This window comes from Clostridium sp. AM42-4 (genome assembly GCF_003480105.1).
Taxonomy (GTDB): domain Bacteria; phylum Bacillota; class Clostridia; order Lachnospirales; family Lachnospiraceae; genus Brotaphodocola.
Map to the genome: position 1 here is coordinate 44,916 of NZ_QUIK01000001.1, position 23,511 is coordinate 68,426.

Consider the following 23,511-nt stretch of genomic DNA (forward strand, 5'->3'; position numbering starts at 1 on the left):
CACGCATATGCCACCTCTGACATAGCTTCAATCCTATGTGTGAAATGATTACGGCATACTGTTTTATTAGTTTCTCTTGATTCTTCCATCGTAATCCAGAATATAGCCATCCGGAGTCGTGGTGTTTTTCAGCATGGCACCGGAATTATCACAATAATACTGTTCACCATTCCAGTCGATCCAGCCGGTTCTCATGTATCCATTCTCATCGAATACATACCACTTGCCATCAATCTCTTCCCATGCATTCTTGCTGTAGGTGCCATCGCTGTGCTGATACCACCAGCCATTGTTATCGCTCTTCCACTCACCGGAAACTGGGAGACCGCCAGCCTCACCTGCGCGGATTGCCTTAACCTGGTCCGCATTGTAGGAAACCACGTTGGATTCTACCCACTTGCCTTTGTTGGAAGCATTTTCTCCATTTACCGGACGAACCTTTACCTGATAGCTGGCTGCCCTGGTCACCTCATTTTTCAGGTTATAGTTTGTTTCTGTGGTTGTACGGGCAGTCACACCGACTGCATTGCCATCGCGGTAAACCATTACCTCATAGCTTCCTGCACCAGAAATCGGGTTCCAGGTTGCAAAACCATTGTTGGTCAGATTTACCGTCTCTTCCTCTGAAAAATCTGCTACATACTCAGACAGGGAAGGAAGCTTTACAACCACCTTTAATGTTTCCGATGAATCTGCTTTCGATGCTTTTACCAGAGTTGCGCCATCCAGTTTAATATCGCTCAGTTTTGTAACCGAAAAATAATATCCGTCTTCCGCACGCAGATAAATCGTAATTTCCGGAACATCCGTTGCTACCCACTCAAAACCACTGTTATTTACTTCATAAGTATCATAGGAATACTTACTGCTGTCCTTAACATCGACATCGATATCTTCCGAACCAATCCGGGTTTCCGGCGTGATCGATGCCTCTACTTTTATATTTACCGATTTGATTTTCTTTCTGCTGGCCGCCATAACCGGCATCGCCATCAGTCCGGCGAACAATGCTGCCATCGTAAGCATTCCGATCCATCTCTTTTTACTCATCATATTCCCCACTCGCTTTCTATCTTTATTTGCAACTGTTTTGATACCCTCACCGTTATCATTGGTTCCTTGCTGTTTTTTAGCATTTTCTATCAAGTTGGATTAGCTGTTTTTCTTCCAGCTACAAATGGATTATTACAGTTTCACTCTATTACATCCTATTTCCAATGTCAAGCTATCTGGCAAATTCGTAAGTTTTCTCATAAAAACGTAAGAAAAAAGACCGGCATTTTCTCAATACCGGTCTTTCATTTCGTTTCTCTTGTGTTACCCGTTTCAATTGTTGTTCTCTACCCGATCAGGCTCATTAAGTATCCTACAAATGCGCCGCCCGGCGTTCCAATAATATTGCCGAGGAGAGCCATCAGAATACCGATCGGGACCAGTGCGTTACTATATGCACCTGCAAGTACCGGTGCTGTCGCAGTTCCTCCGATATTCGCCAGCGAAGCAACGCCACAGGTAAAGATATCCAGCCGGATCAGCTTTGCGAGGATTACCATAACCGTTACATGGATCAGCAGGATCAGGAATCCGGCTGCCAGCCATACCGGTGCATTTCCCATAGCAGAGATATCTGCTCTGGAAGCGATCATCGCAACGACAATGTAAAGAATGATATTGGAAACCTCTTCCGTTCCCTTAATCTTTCCAAACGGAGTCATCGCTGCGATCAGGCCGGCAGCTGTTACGAGAAGGACCGTCCAGGTTGCCTTATCAAAAACAGGCAGAACGGAAGCAACCATAACACCGGCATCCTTGGACAGAGAGGATACAAAAAAGGATACACCGATCAAAAGAAGCATGCTTTTCCATGCAAGAGGTCTCTTGTCCTCCCTTGCCTCTTTTTCCAGAGATGCTCCTACTTCATCGATCAGACGTACATCTGCCTTTGTCCAGGAGTTGAATTCCTTAGAGAAATTGATCACCCACAGAAGGAACATAACATAGATCACTGCACAAACCGAGTCCATTACCAGGGCATATGCCAGACTTTCTTCACTTACATCCAGAATTGCCTGAACCGCCAGCATATTACTGCCGCCGCCTAACCAGCTTCCGCACAGTGCTGCAAGTGCTTTCCAGCTGTCCGGGCCCAGTAATTTATGGAAAATACCATAGCTTACTACAAATCCAACACCGATTGAAATACTTGCTGAGAAGAAACCGATCAGCATTTTCGGTCCTAATTTAATAATCTTTTTCAGATCACAACGCAACAGCATTAAAAACAGCATCGCGTAGAGTAATGGATTTTTAATTGCTACATAAACGGCTGACGTATCCTGCAAATCCCATACTTTCATAGTGCATAAAAGCATCATGCCTAAATAGATCAGAACGATCGGCGGTGCAAATTTAAAAAAAGTCTGTGCGCCTTTTCCCCGCAGGTACACAGGAAGATTGACCAAAATTGCTGCCAGCAGCATTAAAGTGGCCAGATAGATAAATCCATCATGAATCATTTGAAATGCTCCATTCCGCCACCAGATATCGGTGGGCTTTATTTTTTTCAGAACAAGTCAAAACAGGCAGTTGAATTTTCCTCCTTCCCCATTTCAATACCTTTTCACGAACCGCAGGACAATGTGAGAATGGCGTGGCAGTATGCCGCCTTCTCCATAAAATTGTCGCAAAAGCTGAAAAAAAATGTACCTTAGCGCGTTCTTGTATGACAGGACGCAATTTCCCATCATACAAAAACGGTCCAGAATCATGTTCTGGACCCTTAAGTGACTTCTCGAATCGTGTAATGTCCTTTCACATTGCCGTTTCTTATTTTGACTTTTCTTCTATGTAGTATAAAGGGTGACAGCAAAAAAGTCAATTTTCAGACATAAATATCATTCAACGCTATAGAGCTTTTATATCACAATAGCGTGCAGAGCATGCTATCGTATATAATGAAAAAAGACCGGCATTTTCTCAATACCGGTCTTTCATTTCTGCTGCTATACTGTACTGCTGTCCGCATAAAAACGATTATTTTGCGTAATCTGTCACACGGGATTCGCGGATCACATTAACCTTGATCTGACCCGGATATTCCAGCTCATCCTCGATGCGCTTGGAAATCTCACGTGCCATCAGAACCATGTCATCGTCACTTACCTGCTCCGGGATAACCATGATACGCACCTCACGGCCAGCCTGGATTGCAAAGGATTTGTCTACTCCCTTAAAGGAGTTGGTAATCTCTTCAAGCTGTTTTAATCTGTTGGTGTATGTCTCCACAGTTTCTCTTCTTGCACCAGGTCTTGCTGCGGAAATGGTGTCTGCAGCCTGTACCAGACACGGAATCAGGCCCTGCGGTTCAACATCGCCATGATGGGACTCTACTGCGTTAATAACGGTAGCAGACTCTTTGTATTTTCTGCAAAGATCTGCACCAAGCTGTACATGGGAGCCCTCCACTTCATGGTCAATGGATTTTCCAATGTCATGTAACAAACCAGCACGTTTTGCCAGACGGACATCTGCTCCGACCTCAGCGGCCAGAAGACCTGCCAGCTGTGCAACCTCAATGGAATGCTTTAACGCATTCTGACCGTAGCTGGTTCTGAATTTCATCTTACCAAGCAGTTTGATCAGTTCCGGATGGATTCCGTGAATGCCAACCTCAAGGGCTGCAGCCTCACCATCCTCGCGCATGTTTGCTTCTACCTCACGCTGCGCTTTTTCTACCATTTCTTCGATTCTCGCCGGATGGATACGTCCATCCACGATCAGTCGCTCCAGGGCAATTCTTGCCACTTCACGCCGCACCGGATCAAATCCGGACAATACGACTGCCTCTGGGGTATCGTCGATGATCAGTTCAACGCCGGTCATGGTCTCAAGGGTACGGATATTACGTCCCTCACGTCCAATGATGCGGCCCTTCATCTCATCGTTCGGAAGCTGTACCACAGACACGGTAGTTTCAGCCACATGATCTGCAGCACATCGCTGGATTGCAGTAACCACGTACTCCTTTGCCTTTTTGTCAGCCTCTTCTTTTGCTTTGTTCTCCATCTCTTTGATCATCTTGGCAGTGTCATGCTTGACCTCTGCCTCAACGGATCTGAGCAGATACTCTTTTGCCTGTTCGGAGGTTAAACCGGAAATCCGCTCCAGTTCCTGTATCCCTTTTTCGTACAGGGCCTCGACCTCACTGTTACGCTTGTTTAAGGCTTCCTCACGGGATGCAAGTCCGGCTTCCCGCCGTTCCATGTTCTCTGCTTTTTTGTCTAAGTTCTCTTCTTTGCTCAGCACACGTCGTTCATAGCGCTGAAGTTCAGCTCTTCTTTCCTTTGTCTCTTTATCCAGCTCATTCTTAGTCTTTAAGGACTCTTCCTTCGCCTCCAGGAGAGCTTCTCGCTTCTTTGTCTCTGCCGTCTTTAACGCTTCATCTATTATTTCCCTGGCTTTTTCTTCCGCGGTTCCGATCTTGCTTTCGTAAGCATTCTTCCGATGCGCGGTCGCAACAGCCCAGCTAATAGGCGCCACAACACACAGTGTAACTACAACTGCTATTATCGTTGACACAGGAGCACCTCCTTATTTAGTTTTCATTGTACACCAATACAACACTACAATTTTAAACTGTTTTGTGCATTATGTCAATAACTCTCTGGAAGTTCTTCACGTCCGTTGCGTTCCTTATCCTGCGTCTTCAGACATACGGTCCGTGACCCTGCGGATGGCTTCACTACTGAATCCACGCCGTCCCAAAGTACCCATGAGCCTCCGGTAATCTGCCGGTTCCATGCGCTTTCCCGGCTCATAACCCTTCTTTAAAAGAAGCTTTTCGATCTGGCTTTCCTCGTCCACCGCCTCCTCCTGGAAAGAGAGGTCAATGACCTCCCGCGAAACTCCCTTGCGCTCTAAATCTGCCCGGATCTGGCGGCGGCTTTTCCGGGACGCGCAAGAGCGGATATACCGCCCTGCATAAGCCTCATCGTCTAAATAACGGTACTCCTTTAAAAAGAGCACCGTCTCCTCGATCTCTTCCGGGCCATATTCCCGTTCTTTTAACTTCTGGCGCAGTTCCCTCTCGGTGCGGTCACGAAACTCCAGGAGTGCGAGTGCGCACTCCCGGGCTGTTTTTTCTGAACGTGCAAACCTTCCTGACTGGCTGCTTTTCTTTGCCTTGGCAGTCTTCCAGAACTGCCCGTGAAGCTTCTGGCCTTCTTCCGCCTGGACGATGTCTGCATCTGCCTTATCTGTTTTTTTGTTTTGCGGCATGTCCCTGCCCTGTACGGTCCAGACTTTCATGGAATTACTCCTCGTCTGTCAGCTCAGCACCGGTATTTTCTGCGTCCTGTGCTTCTTCCTCTGCTGCATTTGCAGCCAGTGCTGCTACAGTCTCGTCCGCCGGAAGGCCATGCTTCTCGCGGACCTTGCTCTCCACCTCGGCACAGACTGCCGGATGTGTGCGCAAATAGGTCTTGGCATTCTCACGGCCCTGGCCGATCTTGGCTCCAGCATAAGCATACCATGCACCACTCTTCTCGATGATGTCGTCCTTGGCTGCAAGGTCCAGAATATCGCCTTCTTTGGAAATGCCCTGACCAAACATGATGTCAAACTCTGCCTCTTTGAATGGCGGAGCGATCTTGTTCTTAACCACCTTCACACGGACATGGTTACCGATGACCTCGCCGCCCTGCTTGATGGACTCTACACGGCGCACATCCATACGGACAGAAGAATAGAACTTCAGTGCACGGCCACCGGTCGTAGTCTCCGGGTTTCCAAACATAACACCGACCTTCTCACGAAGCTGGTTGATGAAGATAACGCAGCAGTTGGATTTGCTGATGATACCGGTCAGTTTTCTTAAGGCCTGGGACATAAGACGTGCCTGAAGGCCTACGTGAGAATCACCCATCTCGCCGTCGATCTCGGCCTTTGGTACCAGGGCTGCAACAGAGTCCACGATGACAATGTCTACTGCACCGGAGCGGACCATGGTCTCGGTAATCTCCAGCGCCTGCTCGCCGTTGTCCGGCTGGGAAATGTAAAGGTTGTCGATGTCCACACCGATGTTCTTCGCGTATACCGGGTCTAAGGCATGCTCAGCGTCGATGAAACCGGCAATACCGCCGCGCTTCTGCACCTCAGCTACCATATGGAGCGCTACGGTTGTTTTACCACTGGACTCCGGTCCGTAGATCTCGATGACACGGCCCTTCGGCACACCGCCAAGGCCCAGTGCGATATCCAGGCTGATGGAACCGGTCGGGACGGTCTCGATGTTCATGTTTGCACCGGAATCTCCCAGCTTCATGATAGAACCTTTTCCGTAAGACTTCTCAATCTGTGTAATGGCAGCATCCAATGCTTTTAATTTATCGTCTTTATTCATGTTATAATCCTCCAACTGTAGAACCACCGTACCCACTGGCCCAGCGCCAGCAGCGAACAGATGTTCTTTCCAATGTTATAATCATAGTATAAACTGCTTCAAATGTCAACAAATTATTGTTCTTCGGGGTGGGAATTTTTGAATTAAAATTTTTTAGAAATAGGGGCAGAACTGCCCATTTGGACTGCACTTTCACTATAGCATGCCGCAAAGTACATGTCAAATAAAAGAACACGAGAAATAAAAAGAAAAAAGCCTGTGCCGTGATGGTTGCACAGGTTTTTCTTACATATCCGTTTCAAAAAAGTTTTAAGGAGTTCAGATGTTTATCTTTTTTCTGACTTTAGTATAACATATGCCTTACGAAAATGTTTGTATAATGTTTAAATAGATTATGAAGATATTCTTAAATCGGCCAAATCCGCAGACAGGACTTTATCGTGCGGATTTTCCAGTTCAGAAAATTCCTGCCTGCATCCTGTATCTGCAGCCGCACAACTGCCTTCTCTCCAGAATATCCTAACAGTAAAAAGAATGCCGGGGTTCCCCATGAGTACAGCCTCCCCATTTTCCCCTGCACACAGCCCGGACGGCCTTACCGGGCGCGGTATCGGCGTAGCAGTTCTGGATACCGGGTGTTTTCCGCATGAAGACCTTAAGCCGCGCATCGCTGCGTTTTTTGATATGGTACGCCGTCGCAGAGTTCCCTATGATGACAACGGACACGGCACCCATGTCTGCGGCATCATCGGCGGGAACGGAAAAGAAAGCGCCGGGCGTTTTTGCGGAATCGCCCCGGGCTGCCACCTGGTCCCTGTAAAGGTACTGGACAAACGGGGCGGCGGCTATGTTTCCGACGTGCTTGCCGGGCTCCATACCATCATGCAGCAGCGGGAACGCTACAATATCCGGATCATCAATGTTTCGGTCGGCTCCTTTTCTGGCCGGAGCATGAACGAAAACTCTGCCCTGGTCCGCGGTGTGGAAGAAGCCTGGGACTCCGGCTTTACCGTGGTCGTTGCCGCCGGTAATATGGGGCCAAAAAGCGGCACCATCACTACCCCCGGCATCAGCCGCAAGGTCATCACGGTTGGCTGTTCTGACGATCACCAGGAAGTCAACGTTATGGGAAACCGCATGTCTGATTATTCCGGGAGAGGACCTACCCGCGCCTGCATCTGCAAGCCGGACATTGTCGCACCAGGGGCTGCCATCAAAAGCTGCAGCCCCGGCGGCGGTTATGCCGTTAAAAGCGGCACCAGCATGGCTACCCCTTATGTTTCCGGTGCTATTGCCCTCCTCTTAGAGCAGTACCCGGAAATGTCCAACCGGGATGTAAAGCTCTTTCTCCGGGAGCGGGCAGTCGACCTGGGACTCCCCAGAAACCAGCAAGGCTGGGGACTTCTTGATATCCCCAGCCTTCTTCGCTAATTTCTGACGGGAAACAGGCCGACATCACTAATGCGCTGTCCTCCCTGTCCCGGCAGTCTCTATGAAATTCCTGTGTTTTTCTTCATCAGATCAATCTGACTCTGCACACGCCTTCGATGGCATTGAGCTTCTCCACCATAGTCTCATCCGGCACATGCTCCAGATCCATCAGCGTATATGCGAACTTATCGCGGCTCTTGTTGGTCATGTCGGAAATGTTGATCTTTCCGGCAGCCAGCACTCCGGTGATCTGGCCGATCATGTTCGGAATGTTTAAATGCAGCACAGCCAGACGGCAGGCTGTCTTCTTCACACCCATATCACACGCCGGATAGTTCACGGAATTGCGGATGTTGCCGTTCTCCAGATAATCCATGATCTCCTGAACAGCCATCTTCGCACAGTTGTCCTCGGACTCCCCAGTCGAAGCGCCAAGATGCGGGATCACAATGGTATTCTCCAAATTTACAGACTTTGGATTCGCAAAATCGGTCACATATTTTTTGACTTTGCCTGACTTCAATGCCTCTGCCAGATCATCCTCATTTACCAGGATGTCACGGGCAAAGTTTAAGATCACGACACCATCTTTCATCTGGTCAAGGGCATCTTTATTGATCATGCCTTTTGTGGAATCCACAGCCGGGACATGCAGGGTGATGTAATCGCACTCCTGGCAGATGGTGTCTAAGCTGGTGGTGTGCTTAACATCACGGGAAAGACGCCATGCCGCATTGACGGAAATGTATGGGTCATAGCCGTAAACTTCCATGCCCAGGGCGATCGCTGTATTTGCAACCTCGGCACCGATCGCGCCAAGACCGACCACGCCCAGCTTTTTGCCCTTGATCTCACAGCCTGCAAAAGCTTTTTTCGCTTTCTCAGCCGATTTGGCAATGTTTGCATCCTCTTTGTTGGCTTTGCACCACTCGATGCCGCCCACAATGTCACGAGATGCCAAAAACAGTCCTGCCAATACCAGCTCTTTTACGCCGTTCGCATTGGCACCCGGGGTATTAAACACCACAATGCCCTCCTGTGCACAGGCCTCTAACGGAATGTTATTCACACCTGCGCCTGCACGTGCAATAGCAAGCAGGGAGTCAGAAAACTGCATTTCATGAAGGGATGCGCTGCGGACCAGAATACCCTCTGCCTCATTTACCTCATCGGTCAGCTGATACTCCTGCGTAAACTGGTCTGTGCCATATTTGGAAATGGCGTTGATGCAATGGATCTTTCTCATGCCTGATGCGCCTCCTCAAACTTTTTCATGAACTCTACCAGCTTCTCTACACCTTCCATCGGCATGGCATTGTAGATGCTGGCACGCATGCCGCCTACGGTTCTGTGTCCCTTTAAGTTTACAAATCCTGCTGCCGTTGCTTCTTTTACAAATTCTGCATCCAGATCTTTGTCGCCGGTAACGAACGGAACATTCATTAAGGAGCGGTCTTCCTTGGCAACCGTTCCATGGAACAGCTTGCTCTGATCCAGGAAATCGTAGAGGATCTTTGCCTTTTTCTCGTTATACTCTTTCATTGCCTCCAGGCCGCCGCGCTTCTTTAACCACTTAAATACCTTGCCGCAAATGTAGATGCCGTAGCATGGCGGGGTATTGTAAAGGGATTTCGCGTCTGCCTGCACCTTGTACTGGCAGATGGTCGGGGTTCCGGCAAGGACATCCTCCGTGATCAGGTCCTCGCGGATGATCACGATCACAACACCGGCCGGTCCGACATTTTTCTGGGCTCCGCCGTAAAGCAGGCCGTACTTGGTTACATCTACCGGCTCGGAAAGGAAGCAGGAAGAGATATCAGCCACCAGCGTTTTTCCCTTTGTGTTCGGCAGAGTTTTGTATTTGGTGCCATAGATCGTGTTATTCTCGCAGATGTAAACATAGTCCGCATCATCGTCGATCGGCAAGTCAGAGCAGTCCGGAATGTAGCTGAAGGTCTTGTCTTCACTTGATGCAACAGCCACTGCCTTTCCGTATTTCTGCGCTTCTTTGAATGCCTTCTTCGCCCACTGACCGGTGATGATATAATCGGCTACGCCGTTTTTCATCAGGTTCTGCGGAATGGCGGAGAACTGCAGATGGGCGCCTCCCTGCAAGAACAGCACTTTGTAGTTATCCGGAATGTTCATCAGATCCCGAAGGTCCTGCTCCGCTTCTTCGATGATGGTCTCAAAGGCTTTAGATCGATGGCTCATCTCCATCACTGACATTCCGGTGCCTCTGTAATCAAGCATTTCTTCTGCGGCTTCCTTCAGGACTTCCTCCGGTAATACGGCCGGTCCTGCTGAGAAATTGTAGACTCTTCCCATTGTTTCTTCCTCCTTCTTTTCATATTCCATTTATTTTTTCCGATACCATTTGACCAGATTCAAAACTCCTCCTGCAGGCAAGCCTGCTCCGGATTTCTGACCTTTATCTCCTTGGTATCAATATATAATAACGATCCGGAACAGAGGTATGCAAAAAACACCTGTCCCGAATCGTTACGGACAAAATATAAAGATAACCTTTTCTCTGTTCTCTAAGTCATCCTGTTATTCAATTATATAACTGTTTGATACGTTTCCAGTTATTTGATCTTCAGATCGGTATCATCGAATGCATCCTGGATCGGGGCACCCGGGGATACCATCGGGTAAACCTTATCATCGCAGTTGATCTGGCACTCGATCAGTACCGGTGCATTCAATGCAATGGCCTCTTCCAGGACCGGCTTCAAATCTTCCTGTCTGGTCACGCGGTAGGCTTTTGCTCCCATGGCTTCAGCCAGCTTCACAAAATCAACTGCGTCATTTAATACGGTATGTGAATAGCGCTTTCCGTAGAACAGGTTCTGCCACTGGCGCACCATTCCAAGTACATGGTTGTTTACCACAACCTGGATGACCGGGATATTGTAGCGGGTCGCTGTAGCGATCTCATTCATGTTCATGCGGAAGCAGCCGTCTCCGGCAATGTTGAACACCGGGGTATCCGGATGTCCCATATCGCCGCAGGCCATCTTCGCTCCGATGGAAGCACCGAGGCCGTAGCCCATGGTGCCAAGACCGCCGGAAGTGAGAAAGGTTCTCGGCTTTCTGTATTTGTAGTACTGGGCAGCCCACATCTGGTGCTGGCCAACCTCGGTACAGATGATAGCATCGCCTTTGGTCAGCTCATCAATCGTCTCCATGATAAACGGGCCGGTAAGCTGGGTCTTATCGTAGCGGAGCGGGTACATGTCTTTCATCCGCTCTACGTGCTGGATCCACTCCTCATGGTTCATCGGGTCCAGACGGGCATTCAGCTTGCGCAGGACAACCTTTAAATCGCCGATGATGCTTGCGCTGGTGTGGATGTTTTTATTGATCTCAGCCGGATCGACATCGATCTGAAGGATTTTTGCGTTCTTTGCGAACTTCGAAGCATTTCCGGTCACACGGTCACTGAAGCGGGCACCTGCCACGATCAGCAGATCGCACTCGCTGATGCCGAAGTTGGAAGTCTTGGTTCCATGCATACCTACCATGCCGGTGTAAAGCTCATCGGTTCCGTCAAATGCGCCTTTGCCCATCAGGGAATCGGCAACCGGTGCCTGGATCTTGTGCGCCAGCACCTTTAACTCGTCGGATGCACCGGAAAGCACGGCACCGCCGCCTACGAAAATAAACGGCTTCGTGCTGTTGCGGATCATCTCCAGTGCAGTCTCGATGTCTTCCTCACGGATAGTATCGGTCTGACGCTCAATCGGTGCCGGGTCCTGCGGCGTATACTCATACTCTGCCGCAGTTACATCTTTTGTAATATCGATGAGGACCGGGCCGGGTCTTCCGCTCTGCGCAATGGTAAATGCGCGGCGGACGGTATCTGCCAGCTTTGTAATATCTTTTACAATGAAATTGTATTTGGTGATCGGCATGGTCACACCGGTGATGTCGATCTCCTGGAAGCTGTCGCGGCCAAGCAGGCTCACGCCTACGTTACAGGTGATCGCTATCATCGGGATGGAATCCATAAATGCGGTCGCGATACCGGTTACCAGGTTGGTCGCACCCGGACCGGAAGTGGCCAGGCATACACCGACCTTTCCGGTGGCTCTCGCATAACCGTCTGCCGCATGGGATGCGCCCTGCTCGTGGGAGGTCAGGATGTGGGTAATCTCATCCTGATGCTTGTAAAGCGCATCGTAGATATTTAAAATGGCTCCTCCCGGATAACCGAACACGGTCTTTACACCCTGTTCTTTTAAACATTCGATTAGGATTTCTGATCCATTAAGTACTCTGGTCTCCGCCATGTGAAAACACTCCTTATCTATCTCTGGTACGGGTTACATGAATTAGTTTCCTTTTAAGATAGCGCCCTTGTCTGCGCTGGTTACCAATGCTGCGTAACGCTTTAAGTAACCGGTCACCTCTTTGGTCTTCGGAGTCCAGTTTGCACGGCGTCTTGCCAGTTCTTCATCGGAAACCTTCATGTTGATGGTGTTGGCATTGATATCGATGGAAATAATATCGCCCTCTTCTACCAATCCGATCGGGCCGCCTGCTGCTGCCTCCGGGCTTACATGTCCGATGGAAGCGCCACGGGAAGCTCCACTAAAACGTCCGTCGGTGATCAGGGCTACGGTAGAGCCAAGGCCCATACCAACGATAGCGGAGGTCGGGTTTAACATCTCTCTCATGCCCGGGCCGCCCTTCGGTCCCTCATAACGAATGACTACAACATCGCCTGCTACGATCTTGCCGCCCTTGATGGCTGCGATCGCCTCATCCTCGCTGTCGAAGACGCGGGCCGGTCCCTCATGCACCAGCATCTCCGGTGCAACTGCGGAACGTTTTACCACGCAGGAATCCGGTGCCAGGTTACCGCGGAGCACTGCGATACCGCCGGTCTTGGAATATGGGTTGTCAACCGGACGGATGATCTCCAGATTCTTGTTGACACAGTCTTTGATGTTCTCGCCGACGGTCTTACCGGTTACGGTCATGCAGTCCAGATTTAAGAGACCTAACTTACTGATCTCGTTCATCACTGCGTAGATACCGCCTGCCTCGTTTAAATCTTCCATGTAAGTATGTCCGGCCGGTGCTAAGTGGCACAGGTTCGGAGTCTTCGCGCTGATCTCATTTGCGATGTCTACGTTTAACTCAACGCCTGCCTCATGCGCGATCGCCGGCAGATGCAGCATACTGTTGGTGCTGCATCCAAGAGCCATATCCATGGTCAGGGCATTGCGGAATGCAGCCTCAGTCATGATATCTCTCGGACGGATGTTCTTCTTTAACATATCCATAACGGCCATACCTGCATGCTTTGCAAGAACCAGACGCTCGGAATAAACAGCCGGAATGGTACCGTTGCCCTTTAAGCCCATACCAAGAACCTCGGTCAGGCAGTTCATACTGTTTGCGGTATACATACCGGAGCAGGAGCCACAGGTCGGACAAACCTTACACTCGAACTCTTTCACATCTTCCTCAGTCATAAGGCCTGCTGCATAGGAGCCTACTGCCTCAAACATACTGGAAAGGCTGCGCTTCTCACCTTTTACGTGACCGGCTAACATCGGGCCGCCGCTGACGAACACGGTAGGGATGTTTAAGCGGGCTGCTGCCATTAAAAGTCCCGGAACGTTCTTGTCACAGTTCGGAACCATGACCAGTGCGTCAAACTGATGTGCCATAGCCATACACTCGGTAGAGTCAGCGATCAGGTCACGGGTTACCAGAGAATACTTCATTCCCACATGGCCCATGGCGATACCGTCGCACACTGCAATGGCCGGGAACACGATCGGGGTACCGCCTGCCATGGCAACGCCCTGCTTTACTGCGTCCACGATCTTGTCCAGGTTCATATGTCCCGGAACGATCTCATTGTAGGAGCTTACAATACCGACTAACGGGCGCTCCATCTCTTCATCGGTCAATCCCAGTGCACGGAACAGGGAGCGGGCCGGTGCCTGCTGCATTCCTGCTTTTGCATTATCACTTCTCATATTCTGACTCCTCCTCATGTGAATGCCGGTATCCGCATACGCGGACACCAGCCTGTCAATTCTATACTGTTTATTCTGAAAATTAATGGATGCGTGCTGCGATCAGATCGCCCATCTGGGTGGTTCCGACTTTCTTGCAGCCTTCGCTGTAAATATCTCCGGTGCGGTAACCGTCGGTCAGCACCTGCTGTACGGCTGCCTCGATCGCATCGGCCTCTTTATCCATATCGAAGGAATAACGAAGCATCATCGCTGCGGAGAGAATGGTTGCGATCGGGTTTGCCAGGTCTTTGCCTGCGATATCCGGTGCAGAACCATGGCTCGGCTCATACATACCGAACTTGGTCTCGTTTAGGCTTGCGGAAGACAGCATACCGATGGAACCGGTGATCATGCTGGCCTCATCCGAAAGAATATCACCAAACATATTCTCTGTCAGGACCACATCGAACTGGCCCGGATTCATGACAAGCTGCATGGCACAGTTATCGACCAGCATATGCTCCAGCTTCACTTCCGGGTAATCCTTTGCGACTTCCTCAACTACCTTTCTCCAGAGTCTGGAAGAATCCAACACGTTTGCCTTGTCCACGCTGATAACGTGTTTTCTTCTCTTCATGGCAATATCGAATGCCTTGATAGCAATCCGGCGGATCTCGTTCTCGTTGTAGGTCAGGGTATCAGTTGCCTGCAGAACTCCGTTTACTTCCTCGGTATGACGCTCACCGAAGTACAGACCGCCGGTCAACTCACGCACGATGATCATGTCAAAACCATCGCCGATGTTCTCTTTCTTTAACGGGCATGCATCTGCCAGCTCGTTGTAAAGGTAAGCCGGACGAAGGTTCGCAAATAAATTAAGGCCTTTGCGGATTGCCAGCAGCCCCGCCTCAGGTCTTAAGTTCGGTGCCACGTCGTACCATCTTGAATTTCCTACATTGCCGCCCACAGCGCCAAGTAAAACCGCGTCGCTTTTCTTTGCGGTCTCCAGTGCCTCATCGGTTAACGGAACTCCGTATTCATCGATGGAACAGCCGCCCATCAGGATTTTTGTGTACTGGAAGGTATGTCCGTATACCTCTCCTACTTTATCAAGGACTTTGCACGCCTCGCGCACAATCTCCGGTCCGATTCCATCTCCAGGGATCGTTACGATATTACAATTCATGATGTCTTACCTCTTTCTGATCCATTCCCTTTTTCTTGATCGGTGGTATTTTCGTTCCTGCTCAAAGCTTTTCATTTCTCAGGCAATGATCCTATAGAACAAAAAGGAACGTGTTTCTTCCCATATTAACGCATTTATTGTCATTTTTCAACTGATACACTGGAATTTATACAGAAAAATCCATACGAGATAGGAATTGTCTTCATAACTTGCAGTTATCAGAAAGGTAAAAAATATCGCCGGAAGGCATATCCCCTCCGGCGATTCCAGTATTTTTTCAGATATTTCCGACTGCCAAACATGGCAAAACACGTTTTTCAGATTTTGCGGATCCACGGCATCGCCATTTTGCCCACATTTTGTTACTTGCGGCTGTCCCAGGCTCCATCCTTGCCCACATAATAGCTTCCAATGGTCTCATCCGTTGCCATGGCATGGTCTTCCCGGAAGTAATACCACTTGTCATCAATCTCTTTCCAGCCGGTTACGGCGGCACCGCTGGCATCCAGATAGTACCAGATATGATCCTGTTCATGCCACTTGGAGGTAGCCATGGTGCCATCTTCCTCGATCCAGAAGAGCACATCGCCATTCTTGATCCAGGTGTTTTTTGCCATCTTCCCGTTGGAATAGTAATAATTCCAGACACTTCCGCTGCGTTTCCAGCCGTTCTCCGCAAAGCTGCAGAATGCAGAAGACAATACCAGCACTGCTGCCATGCAAAGCACTGCTGTTTTTTTCATGAGCTTTGTCATCTTCCTGCATCCTTCCTTTCTTTAACGGTCACGCTTGCCATCCGCACCAACGTGTCCGCCACCCGGAATATTCACGTCCGTTGCCATGGTACCGCTCTTTAAGAAGTAATACTCTGCATCGTCAATGGTCTTCCAGCCATTCTTGACTGCCTTGCCATTCTCACCCATGTAGTACCACTTGCCTTCCTCGTTCTGATACCAGCCATTGGTCAGCATTTTTCCATCGGCATCGAGGTAATACATATCCTTGTTCTCGGTGTAAACCTGGTCTTTCATGATCATGCCCTTGTTATCTACCCGGTACCAGGTGTCGCCGTCCGCTACCCAGCATCCGGTTGCCATAACACCATTGCCCTGTACCCAGTAGGAAGCGGCAATGCTCTTGCCCTCCTCGGTCACGAAATCCTTGCTGCCAACCTGGTAGCTCAATTCTCCGGACTCATCGTTGCTGACCAGTGTATTGATCCAGGTATTTCTTGCAACGGTTCCGTCCTCCTGGTAATAATACCACTCACTGCCAACTTTGCCCCAGCCTGCTGCAAATGCTGCCGTGCTGGATAATGTAGCCATAGCCAGGCTCAGCGCCATAACCTTAAACATATTTTTTCTCATAACGATCGATCTCCTTTTCCAGTTATAACACCCTAATTGCTATAGCTTATGATACCTTTTTCTACTGGTATTTGTCAACGCATTTGAATTGCAATAATCTGACGATTTTCTTTCAATTCGCGATATTGCAATATTGCACAGTAAACATCAAAGGGACGAAAGTTCCCGCAGCCGCCATGTATGGCGGCTGTGGGAACTTTCGCCCCTCGTTTGTTATCGTGCGATATTATTATGTTTAGTCGAGTTCATCCTCGCCTACGATCTCGTCGAACTCCTGGTCATCCAGCAGCTCATCGAAAGCATCTGCTACAACTTCATACTCGTCGTCATCCTCGATGTTATCCAGGCTCGGATTACCGTCTTCATCTTCCTCATAACGGTATAAGTATACCTCGCCCTCTTCTGCCTCTGCGCCCTCGGTCGGGAGCAGTGCGATATAGTCACGGTCGCCTGCCTCAAAGATGGTGAGCACAACACACTCTACTTCACTGCCATCGTCTAAGGTGAGGGTTACAGTCATCTCCTCCTGCTCTAAATCCATCTCTTCGTTCTGGTTCTTTGCCATAAAAATGTACCTCGCTGATTTTTCTTGCCAATACGTTGCCAGTTCATTATAGCTGACCGGAATGTTTTAGGCAATATGTTTTGCGGATTCCGGTGATATTTTTTCGTTCACAGGTATCTTGCAAAGATTTTTTACATATGCTATAATGCCGATAGGCTAAGAGAAATAATTGCATCCAAGTTATGCAAAACGAAAACCCCGAGGAGTCGCAATCCTCGGGGTTTTCTATTCCGTTTTGATATGGTGGCGTATTCCATAGGCTGATTACCGACTATTCATTTCTATCCAGCCATTTGCAGATGAGATGGCTAATCACACCTGCCACAATAGAAATAATAAGAGAAATAACTGCATCTTCCAAGCTATGCACCTCCCTTCCGTACCGGTATAGGAGGCGGTAACATTGACATTATAACATACAGATCTGTTTCATTCTACTTGTTTTATTCTGTGGTCTTTCGTATTTAAATAACCTTTAAAATTCAATACCCTTCCTCGCCGAAATTCCCTTTTGGTAAGGATGTTTTACCATGTGGATCTCCGATACATAATCCGCCTGCTCCACCATTTTCTCCGACGGGTCCCGTCCGGTCAGGACAACCTCAAGCCCCGCTGGTTTTGTATGCAGAAATTCCAGTACAGACTGTTCCTGCACCATGCCATAATTGCAGGATGCCAGAATCTCGTCCAGGATCAGCAGGTCATAGTTTCCGCTTTCTGCTTCTTTTTCCGCTGTCTCAAAACGTTTCTGGTAATACTCTGCGGCTTCTGCCTTCTGTTCCTCGTTCATGCGGAACACAAAGCCAAAGGTCCGGTCACAGGGTGTGACGGTGATGCCTGGAATACTCCGAAGCACTTCCACCTCCCCGGAGTTTTCTGTTTTTAAGAAACGCACCACCAGAACTTTCATACCACGGCCTGCCGCACGGACAGCCAGGCCCACGGCTGCAGAGGTCTTGCCTTTGCCGTCACCACAGTATATGTGCACAAGGCCCTGTCTATTTTCCTCCATTACTGTACCTCCCTGCCATTCCTTTTGGCGCTGGCCCAGGTTTAAATTCCCCAGGCGCTGTGTTTTCCGGATACAGATATTCATCAATAAACCTCGACCGCTCCTGCGGCTTTCCATACCGCTCTTTTGTGTAATACACATGGAGGCGGTCTTTGGCGCGGGTCATGGCTACGTAAAACATGCGCCGTTCTTCTTCGAGGTCCGCATCCAGGACAGCTTTGTGGTGCGGGGTTACCCGCTCGTTTGCATCCATGATATAGACAATCGGAAACTCCAGCCCTTTTGAGCTGTGCATGGTCATAAGAGCCACGCAGTCCTGATCCCGTGCTTTCCGGTTCTGCGCCTGCTGCTTGAGCTGTTCGCCGTATTCTTCCATATGAAGAAGCCAGGCATCCATAGTCTTGTAGCCAGATGCGCTCTCCTGGATCTGGTCTGCCAGCTCCAGCAGTTCTTCCGGCTTCATGCGGCGGTACTCTGCATAATCCTTCAGATATTCGTCGTAGCCAATGGCTTTGCGGATATAATTGACTGCAGCCACCGGCGCCAGTTTTTTTAGTATCTTTAAGTCATATTCCAGATCTTCGATGCGCTCCACCATCCAGTCCTTCGACCGGTACCAGGATTTGACCTGGTTCCAGGAAACGATCTGCCCATCCAGCGCTTCCCGGCTGATGTAGCGCTTCGGCCGGTTGATGATGCGCAGGGCATCGGCACGCTTTGCCTGGTGTTTTTCCGCCAGCGGGTCTGCCGCGATGCGGATGTAGGTCAGAAGGTCCTGGGTGATCCAGTGCTCATAAATGTTTGGCAGTGCATCCCGCATCTGGAATGGAATGTTGTATTCCATCAACCGTTCCATGAGAAGCCTCGGCTCCATGCTGGTACGGTAGAGCACGGCAATATCCGACAGGCGGTAGCCCATCTGCACATAATCCTGGATTTCTTTTACGATGGTCCGGGTTTCGGTCGGGGCATCCGCAAAACCGACCGTCGTGACCGGTCTTCCAGCTCCCCTTGCTGCGCGGATTTCTTTCTCGAAACGGGTTTTATTGTGGCGGATCAGACGGCCGGCGTAATCCACAATATTGGAAGTGGAGCGGTAGTTTATCCCCAAAAGAACGCGTTTTGCCTGGGGATAGTCCTTCTCAAACCCGAGCATGATCTCCGGCTTCGCACCGCGGAAGCGGTAAATGGACTGGTCATCATCACCCACGATAAACAGGTTATTCTGCGGTGCTGCCAGCATCCGGACAATCTCATACTGCACCCGGTTGATGTCCTGGAACTCATCGATCAGGATATACTGGTACTTTCTCTGCCATGCCTCCAGAATGTCTTTTCTCTGGGTAAACAGCTCATAGCAGAGCACCAGCATATCATCAAAATCCAGAAGGCTTTTCTCGACCATGGCTTTTTCATAGCCCTGGTACAGCTTCTTGAACATTTCTTCTGAACAGTTTTTGGAATAATAATAGTCCAGATTCATCATCTCGCCTTTTACCAGGCTGATCTCCGAAAGAATCTGGGAAATGAACTCTGCCTCGTCCTCGACCTCCATCTGGTAGCGGTCTACCAGCTCCCGGATGATGGCGGTGCGCTGTTCGTCCCGCGCGATATTGGAGGCATCGTAGCGGTACGCACGCTTTAAGATCGCAAAAAATACTGCGTGAAACGTACCGAAGCTGACGGGGAGTCTGCGTCCCTCCGTCAGCTTCTCAAATCGCTGCCGCATTTCCTGTGCAGCGGCCTTTGTAAAGGTAATGACCAGGATGCTTCCCGGCTCCACGCTGCACTCTTCCACCAGATATTTCACCCGGTGGGTAATGACCGTGGTTTTGCCGGATCCCGGTCCTGCAAGCACCATCATCGGACCCTGCCGGTGATGGATGGCCTGCAGCTGTGATTCATGAAACGCCATGTATGCGGTTCCTTTCTTCGTCTGGCCGTCTGAAATCTCTCTGTCACAAAAGCATCCCAGACAAGCTCCATGTGCAGCTTCCTATGCGTTCACTGCAGAAAGCATCTCAATGCCCTTGCGGATACGTGCCAGGGACTCTTCCTTGCCAAGCACTTCCATGATCTCGGTCGCACCGGCCGGGGTCATCTGCTTGCCGGATACAGCGGTACGGATCGGCCACATTACAAAGCCGGTCTTGTAGCCTTTCTCGGATACATAAGCAGATAATGCTGCGTAAAGTGCATCGTTGGTGAAATCCTCCTGTGCTTCCAGAATCGGCAGCACATCATTTAATACCTGCAGGGAATTCTCGGAGTTAGTCTTCATCTTCTTGTGGGTATACATAGCCACATCGTACTCCGGCAGCTCCTGGAAGAAGTCTACCTGTGCCTCGATGTCCGGGAAAATCTCGATACGGGTCTTTACCATGCCTGCGATCTTCTTTAAATCGAGATCTTTCTTGATGACAGCCTTTAAGTACGGCTCTGCCAGCTCGTAGAAACGGTCTGCGTCCATTGCTTTTAAGTACTCGCCGTTCATCCATTTTAATTTTGTGATATCGAATACGGCCGGGGACTTGCTGATGTTGTGGTAATCAAATGCCTTTACCAGCTCCTCCAGGGAGAAGATCTCCTGGTTGTCGGTCGGGGACCAGCCAAGCAGTGCCACATAGTTTACAACCGCCTCGGATACAAAGCCCTGCTCGATCAGGTCCTCGAAGGAGGAGTGGCCGCTTCTCTTGGAAAGCTTTTTGTGGAACTCATCGGTGATCAGCGGGCAGTGTACATAAACCGGAACCTCCCAGCCAAACGCATCGTACAGACGGTTGTACTTCGGGGAAGAGGACAGGTACTCGTTGCCACGTACAACATGGGTGATTCCCATTAAATGGTCGTCTACCACGTTTGCGAAGTTGTAGGTCGGGTAACCATCGGATTTGATGAGGACCATATCGTCTAACTCAGAGTTGTCTACGGTGATGTCTCCATAGATCTCGTCATGGAAGGTTGTGGTGCCCTCGGTCGGGTTATTCTGGCGGATGACATATGGCATGCCTGCTGCCAGATTTGCCTCTACCTCTTCCTTGCTTAAGTGCAGGCAGTGCTTGTCATAGGTCATGATCTCCTCGCCGTTTACGGTCTTCTTTAAGGAGTTTAAGCGCTCCTGGGTGCAGAAGCAGTAATAAGCCTCGCCTTTTTCTACCAGCTTTTTGGCATACTCTAAGTAGATGCCCGCTTTCTGGCGCTCACTCTGCACGTACGGACCGCAGCCGCCGTCTTTGTCCGGACCTTCGTCGTGTACCAGACCGGTCTCAGCCAGAGTGCGGTAAATGATCTCGGTTGCACCCTCAACGAAGCGCTCCTGGTCGGTATCCTCGATACGTAAGAGGAAATCGCCGCCCTCATGCTTGGCGATGAGGTATGCGTACAGTGCGGTTCTTAAGTTACCTACATGCATGCGGCCGGTCGGGCTCGGTGCATATCTTGTTCTGATCTTTGTCATGATATGAAACTCCTTTGTTTTTCTCAAAGATTTTTATTTTCCATTTTTGCGCGTTACACTTCCCACGCAGACAGTAATCTTTGCGCCCATTATAACGCGCTCTGCCCTAAATGGCAATTTATTTCCTGTGCATGGAATTTTTTTAACCTAAACGGTAAGCCCCGTCTCCTTTTCCGGTAAAGCTTCCGGAATAAAGGACCTTTGCTGCCTCAATGAGGTATGCAGTGTCGCGGCTTCCAGCGGTCTCATAGCTGGAGTGCATGGCAAGCTGCGGCAGGCCGATATCTACGGTATTTAATGCAACCTGGGTTCCGGAAATATTGCCCAGAGTGGAACCGCCGAGGATATCGGAACGGTTTAAGAATACCTGGTACGGAACCTCTGCCTTCTCGCAGATAGTCTTGAATACGGCTGCTGAAACTGCATCCGTGCAGTACTTCTGGTTTGCGCTGTATTTGATGACGATCCCCTGGTTCATGTACGGGCGGCTGGTCGGATCTGCCTTATCCGGCTGGTTCGGATGGATGGCATGCGCATTGTCTGCAGATACCATGAAGCTGGATGCCAGTGCAGTTAAATACTCTTCCTGGGTGCGGCCCATGCCGGTGTTGATGCGGTTTAACACATCTTTTAAGAACGTAGATTCTGCGCCCTGTTTGGTGCCGCTTCCCACTTCCTCGTTATCGTATACGCAGTGAACGGCTACGCTGTCCTTCGGCTCTGCTGCCAGAAAGCCCTTTAAGGATGCAAACGCACACTGCAGATCATCTAAGTGCGGGCTTGCGATAAACTCGCCGTCTGCACCGAGCAGGGTGCCCTTCATGCGGTTATATAAAAACATATCCATATCCAGGATATCCTCTGCCGTTACACCGGCCTCATTTGCGATCAGCTCAGTAAAGCAGCCCTTTACCTGCTTTTCGGCAGCTTCGCAGAAGAGCGGAAGCATATCCTTCTGGGCATTGAACGCATACCCGTCGTTCACCTGGCGGTTCATGTGAATGGCCAGATTTGGGATGATCATCAGGTCACGGTCTACGTTAACTAACTTTGTTGCAATGCCATCAGCAGTGCGCACGATCACGCGGCCTGCCACGGAAAGCGGACGGTCCAGCCAGGTGGAGCAGATCATGCCGCCGTATTTTTCCACGTTCAGCTTCACATACTGGTTCTCCACGGCAATCTCCGCATTCGCCTTGATCTTAAAGACCGGAGAGTCACTGTGGCTTGCCATAATCTGGAAGCCTGCAAAATCCTGCTTCGGGATCTTGAATGCGATCAGGGCAGAATCGTTTCTGGTCACATAGTAACCATTTCCTGCCTCCAGGTTCCATTTTTCTCCTTCATACAGGCGGGTGAAGCCAGCCTCTTTTAACATCTCACACATGTTAGCCGTTGCGTGAAATGCACTCGGGCTGTTGTCGAGGAACTGAAGCAGTTCCTCATTGGTCTTTTCGAAATTCAAATTTGCTTTACTCATAATACCTTCTCTAAATCCTTTCTCAGATTTTCCATGCTGCCATCTGCGAAGCAATGCCCATCCATACCACAGGCTTTTGCTCCCTCAATATTCATCGGCAGATCATCGATAAAATAACACTCCTCCGGCTTTAATCTGAAGCGGTTGAAGAAATGCTCATACATCTCTTTCTGCGGTTTTAAGCATTTCACCTCGGCAGAAAAGAGCAGTCCATCGAAACATTCGACAGCCGGGATCACCTCTTTGTAGCAGGACGGCAGCCGGACAGACGCATTGGAGCAGACATAAAGGCCATACCCTTTTGCTTTCAGTTCCCGCACCAGTGCCTCCATATCTTTATTTTTCCACATGCAGTATTTCTCCCAGTTGTCAAAACACAGCTTCGCCGCTTCATGCAGACGCTCTGGAAGTCTCGCGCACATTTTTTTGAGTCCCTCTTCTTCAGAAATGACTCCCATATCCAGCAGGATCCATTCCGGGGAATCGAACACAGCCGTACAGACCGCTTTCTGGTCTTCCTCATTTTCAATAAAATGGCGGCATGCCCGCATGGATTCGTAGTAAATCAGAACTTTCCCCATGTCGAATACAATATTTTTTATCATCGCATCTCCTCCTATTTATTTATCACA

Annotated in this window: 19 protein-coding genes; 1 reads left to right on the plus strand and 18 read right to left on the minus strand. The window is 49.7% G+C overall.

The genetic code is table 11. From position 1 onward, the window contains the following. Positions 1-66: 66 nt before the first annotated feature. From DW922_RS00255 to recA, 5 genes are all read right to left on the minus strand, one after another. Positions 67-1,053 (minus strand): hypothetical protein, encoded by a 987-nt coding sequence (locus DW922_RS00255; RefSeq protein ID WP_147353347.1) that lies wholly within the window; start codon positions 1,051-1,053, stop codon positions 67-69. Positions 1,054-1,340: 287 nt separating this feature from the next. Next, positions 1,341-2,516, minus strand: coding sequence for a DUF819 family protein (locus tag DW922_RS00260; RefSeq protein WP_118725429.1), 1,176 nt, complete (start codon positions 2,514-2,516; stop codon positions 1,341-1,343). A gap of 517 nt (positions 2,517-3,033) precedes the next feature. Continuing rightward, complete coding sequence (rny, locus tag DW922_RS00265; protein ID WP_118725430.1) at positions 3,034-4,578, minus strand: ribonuclease Y; 1,545 nt, start codon at positions 4,576-4,578, stop codon at positions 3,034-3,036. Positions 4,579-4,692: 114 nt separating this feature from the next. After that, positions 4,693-5,307 (minus strand): regulatory protein RecX, encoded by a 615-nt coding sequence (locus DW922_RS00270; protein WP_118725431.1) that lies wholly within the window; start codon positions 5,305-5,307, stop codon positions 4,693-4,695. Positions 5,308-5,311: 4 nt separating this feature from the next. Beyond that, positions 5,312-6,400 (minus strand): recombinase RecA, encoded by a 1,089-nt coding sequence (gene recA / locus DW922_RS00275; RefSeq protein ID WP_118718253.1) that lies wholly within the window; start codon positions 6,398-6,400, stop codon positions 5,312-5,314. A gap of 549 nt (positions 6,401-6,949) precedes the next feature. On the opposite strand from recA, the gene DW922_RS00280 reads away from it, so the two are divergent. Further along, positions 6,950-7,831: a S8 family peptidase gene (locus DW922_RS00280; RefSeq protein WP_118725432.1), complete on the plus strand. Its 882-nt coding sequence runs from the start codon at positions 6,950-6,952 to the stop codon at positions 7,829-7,831. Between the two features lie 85 nt (positions 7,832-7,916). Here DW922_RS00280 and DW922_RS00285 read toward each other — a convergent pair whose 3' ends face one another. The 13 genes from DW922_RS00285 to DW922_RS00350 all read right to left on the minus strand — a co-directional run bounded on the left by DW922_RS00285 (position 7,917) and on the right by DW922_RS00350 (position 23,484). After that, positions 7,917-9,077 carry a phosphoglycerate dehydrogenase gene (locus DW922_RS00285; protein ID WP_118725433.1) on the minus strand — a complete coding sequence of 387 codons (1,161 nt, stop codon included), beginning with the start codon at positions 9,075-9,077 and terminating at the stop codon, positions 7,917-7,919. Beyond that, positions 9,074-10,159, minus strand: coding sequence for a 3-phosphoserine/phosphohydroxythreonine transaminase (gene serC / locus DW922_RS00290; RefSeq protein WP_118725574.1), 1,086 nt, complete (start codon positions 10,157-10,159; stop codon positions 9,074-9,076). Before serC ends, DW922_RS00285 begins: the two co-directional genes overlap by 4 nt. A 260-nt stretch (positions 10,160-10,419) precedes the next feature. After that, entirely contained in the window at positions 10,420-12,126 is a 1,707-nt protein-coding gene (gene ilvB / locus DW922_RS00295; protein WP_118725434.1) for a biosynthetic-type acetolactate synthase large subunit, read from the minus strand. Positions 12,127-12,168: 42 nt separating this feature from the next. Beyond that, positions 12,169-13,830, minus strand: a complete 1,662-nt coding sequence (gene ilvD, locus DW922_RS00300) for a dihydroxy-acid dehydratase (RefSeq protein ID WP_118725435.1) — start codon at positions 13,828-13,830, stop codon at positions 12,169-12,171. Positions 13,831-13,912: 82 nt separating this feature from the next. Then, positions 13,913-14,998 carry a 3-isopropylmalate dehydrogenase gene (gene leuB / locus DW922_RS00305; protein ID WP_118725436.1) on the minus strand — a complete coding sequence of 362 codons (1,086 nt, stop codon included), beginning with the start codon at positions 14,996-14,998 and terminating at the stop codon, positions 13,913-13,915. A gap of 362 nt (positions 14,999-15,360) precedes the next feature. Beyond that, positions 15,361-15,753 (minus strand): hypothetical protein, encoded by a 393-nt coding sequence (locus DW922_RS00310; protein WP_118725437.1) that lies wholly within the window; start codon positions 15,751-15,753, stop codon positions 15,361-15,363. Positions 15,754-15,774: 21 nt separating this feature from the next. Further along, a complete protein-coding gene (locus DW922_RS00315) occupies positions 15,775-16,365 on the minus strand; it encodes a hypothetical protein (RefSeq protein ID WP_118725438.1) in 591 nt (196 codons plus the stop codon). Positions 16,366-16,600: 235 nt separating this feature from the next. Next, positions 16,601-16,930 carry a DUF1292 domain-containing protein gene (locus DW922_RS00320; RefSeq protein WP_118541399.1) on the minus strand — a complete coding sequence of 110 codons (330 nt, stop codon included), beginning with the start codon at positions 16,928-16,930 and terminating at the stop codon, positions 16,601-16,603. A 475-nt stretch (positions 16,931-17,405) separates the two neighbouring features. Beyond that, positions 17,406-17,942: a cob(I)yrinic acid a,c-diamide adenosyltransferase gene (locus tag DW922_RS00330; protein WP_118725439.1), complete on the minus strand. Its 537-nt coding sequence runs from the start codon at positions 17,940-17,942 to the stop codon at positions 17,406-17,408. Then, complete coding sequence (locus tag DW922_RS00335) at positions 17,929-19,857, minus strand: ATP-dependent helicase (RefSeq protein ID WP_118725440.1); 1,929 nt, start codon at positions 19,855-19,857, stop codon at positions 17,929-17,931. The genes DW922_RS00330 and DW922_RS00335 overlap by 14 nt, the downstream gene beginning before the upstream one ends. An 81-nt stretch (positions 19,858-19,938) precedes the next feature. Continuing rightward, the gene (gltX, locus tag DW922_RS00340) at positions 19,939-21,399 is read right to left on the minus strand and encodes a glutamate--tRNA ligase (protein WP_118725441.1); all 1,461 of its coding nucleotides are present in this window, start codon (positions 21,397-21,399) and stop codon (positions 19,939-19,941) included. 142 nt (positions 21,400-21,541) lie between these two features. After that, positions 21,542-22,879 carry a M18 family aminopeptidase gene (locus DW922_RS00345; RefSeq protein WP_118725442.1) on the minus strand — a complete coding sequence of 446 codons (1,338 nt, stop codon included), beginning with the start codon at positions 22,877-22,879 and terminating at the stop codon, positions 21,542-21,544. Then, positions 22,876-23,484, minus strand: a complete 609-nt coding sequence (locus tag DW922_RS00350) for an HAD family phosphatase (protein ID WP_118541393.1) — start codon at positions 23,482-23,484, stop codon at positions 22,876-22,878. The genes DW922_RS00345 and DW922_RS00350 overlap by 4 nt, the downstream gene beginning before the upstream one ends. Positions 23,485-23,511 lie beyond the last annotated feature (27 nt).

Bases quoted from the DNA above. Each gene is read 5' to 3' on its own strand.
- DW922_RS00255 (WP_147353347.1), bottom strand. From the start codon at position 1,053: ATGATGAGTAAAAAGAGATGGATCGGAATGCTTACGATGGCAGCATTG.
- DW922_RS00260 (WP_118725429.1), bottom strand. From the start codon at position 2,516: ATGATTCATGATGGATTTATCTATCTGGCCACTTTAATGCTGCTGGCA.
- DW922_RS00270 (WP_118725431.1), bottom strand. From the start codon at position 5,307: ATGAAAGTCTGGACCGTACAGGGCAGGGACATGCCGCAAAACAAAAAA.
- recA (WP_118718253.1), bottom strand. From the start codon at position 6,400: ATGAATAAAGACGATAAATTAAAAGCATTGGATGCTGCCATTACACAG.
- DW922_RS00280 (WP_118725432.1), top strand. From the start codon at position 6,950: ATGAGTACAGCCTCCCCATTTTCCCCTGCACACAGCCCGGACGGCCTT.
- DW922_RS00285 (WP_118725433.1), bottom strand. From the start codon at position 9,077: ATGAGAAAGATCCATTGCATCAACGCCATTTCCAAATATGGCACAGAC.
- serC (WP_118725574.1), bottom strand. From the start codon at position 10,159: ATGGGAAGAGTCTACAATTTCTCAGCAGGACCGGCCGTATTACCGGAG.
- ilvB (WP_118725434.1), bottom strand. From the start codon at position 12,126: ATGGCGGAGACCAGAGTACTTAATGGATCAGAAATCCTAATCGAATGT.
- ilvD (WP_118725435.1), bottom strand. From the start codon at position 13,830: ATGAGAAGTGATAATGCAAAAGCAGGAATGCAGCAGGCACCGGCCCGC.
- leuB (WP_118725436.1), bottom strand. From the start codon at position 14,998: ATGAATTGTAATATCGTAACGATCCCTGGAGATGGAATCGGACCGGAG.
- DW922_RS00310 (WP_118725437.1), bottom strand. From the start codon at position 15,753: ATGACAAAGCTCATGAAAAAAACAGCAGTGCTTTGCATGGCAGCAGTG.
- DW922_RS00315 (WP_118725438.1), bottom strand. From the start codon at position 16,365: ATGAGAAAAAATATGTTTAAGGTTATGGCGCTGAGCCTGGCTATGGCT.
- DW922_RS00320 (WP_118541399.1), bottom strand. From the start codon at position 16,930: ATGGCAAAGAACCAGAACGAAGAGATGGATTTAGAGCAGGAGGAGATG.
- DW922_RS00330 (WP_118725439.1), bottom strand. From the start codon at position 17,942: ATGGAGGAAAATAGACAGGGCCTTGTGCACATATACTGTGGTGACGGC.
- DW922_RS00335 (WP_118725440.1), bottom strand. From the start codon at position 19,857: ATGGCGTTTCATGAATCACAGCTGCAGGCCATCCATCACCGGCAGGGT.
- gltX (WP_118725441.1), bottom strand. From the start codon at position 21,399: ATGACAAAGATCAGAACAAGATATGCACCGAGCCCGACCGGCCGCATG.
- DW922_RS00345 (WP_118725442.1), bottom strand. From the start codon at position 22,879: ATGAGTAAAGCAAATTTGAATTTCGAAAAGACCAATGAGGAACTGCTT.
- DW922_RS00350 (WP_118541393.1), bottom strand. From the start codon at position 23,484: ATGATAAAAAATATTGTATTCGACATGGGGAAAGTTCTGATTTACTAC.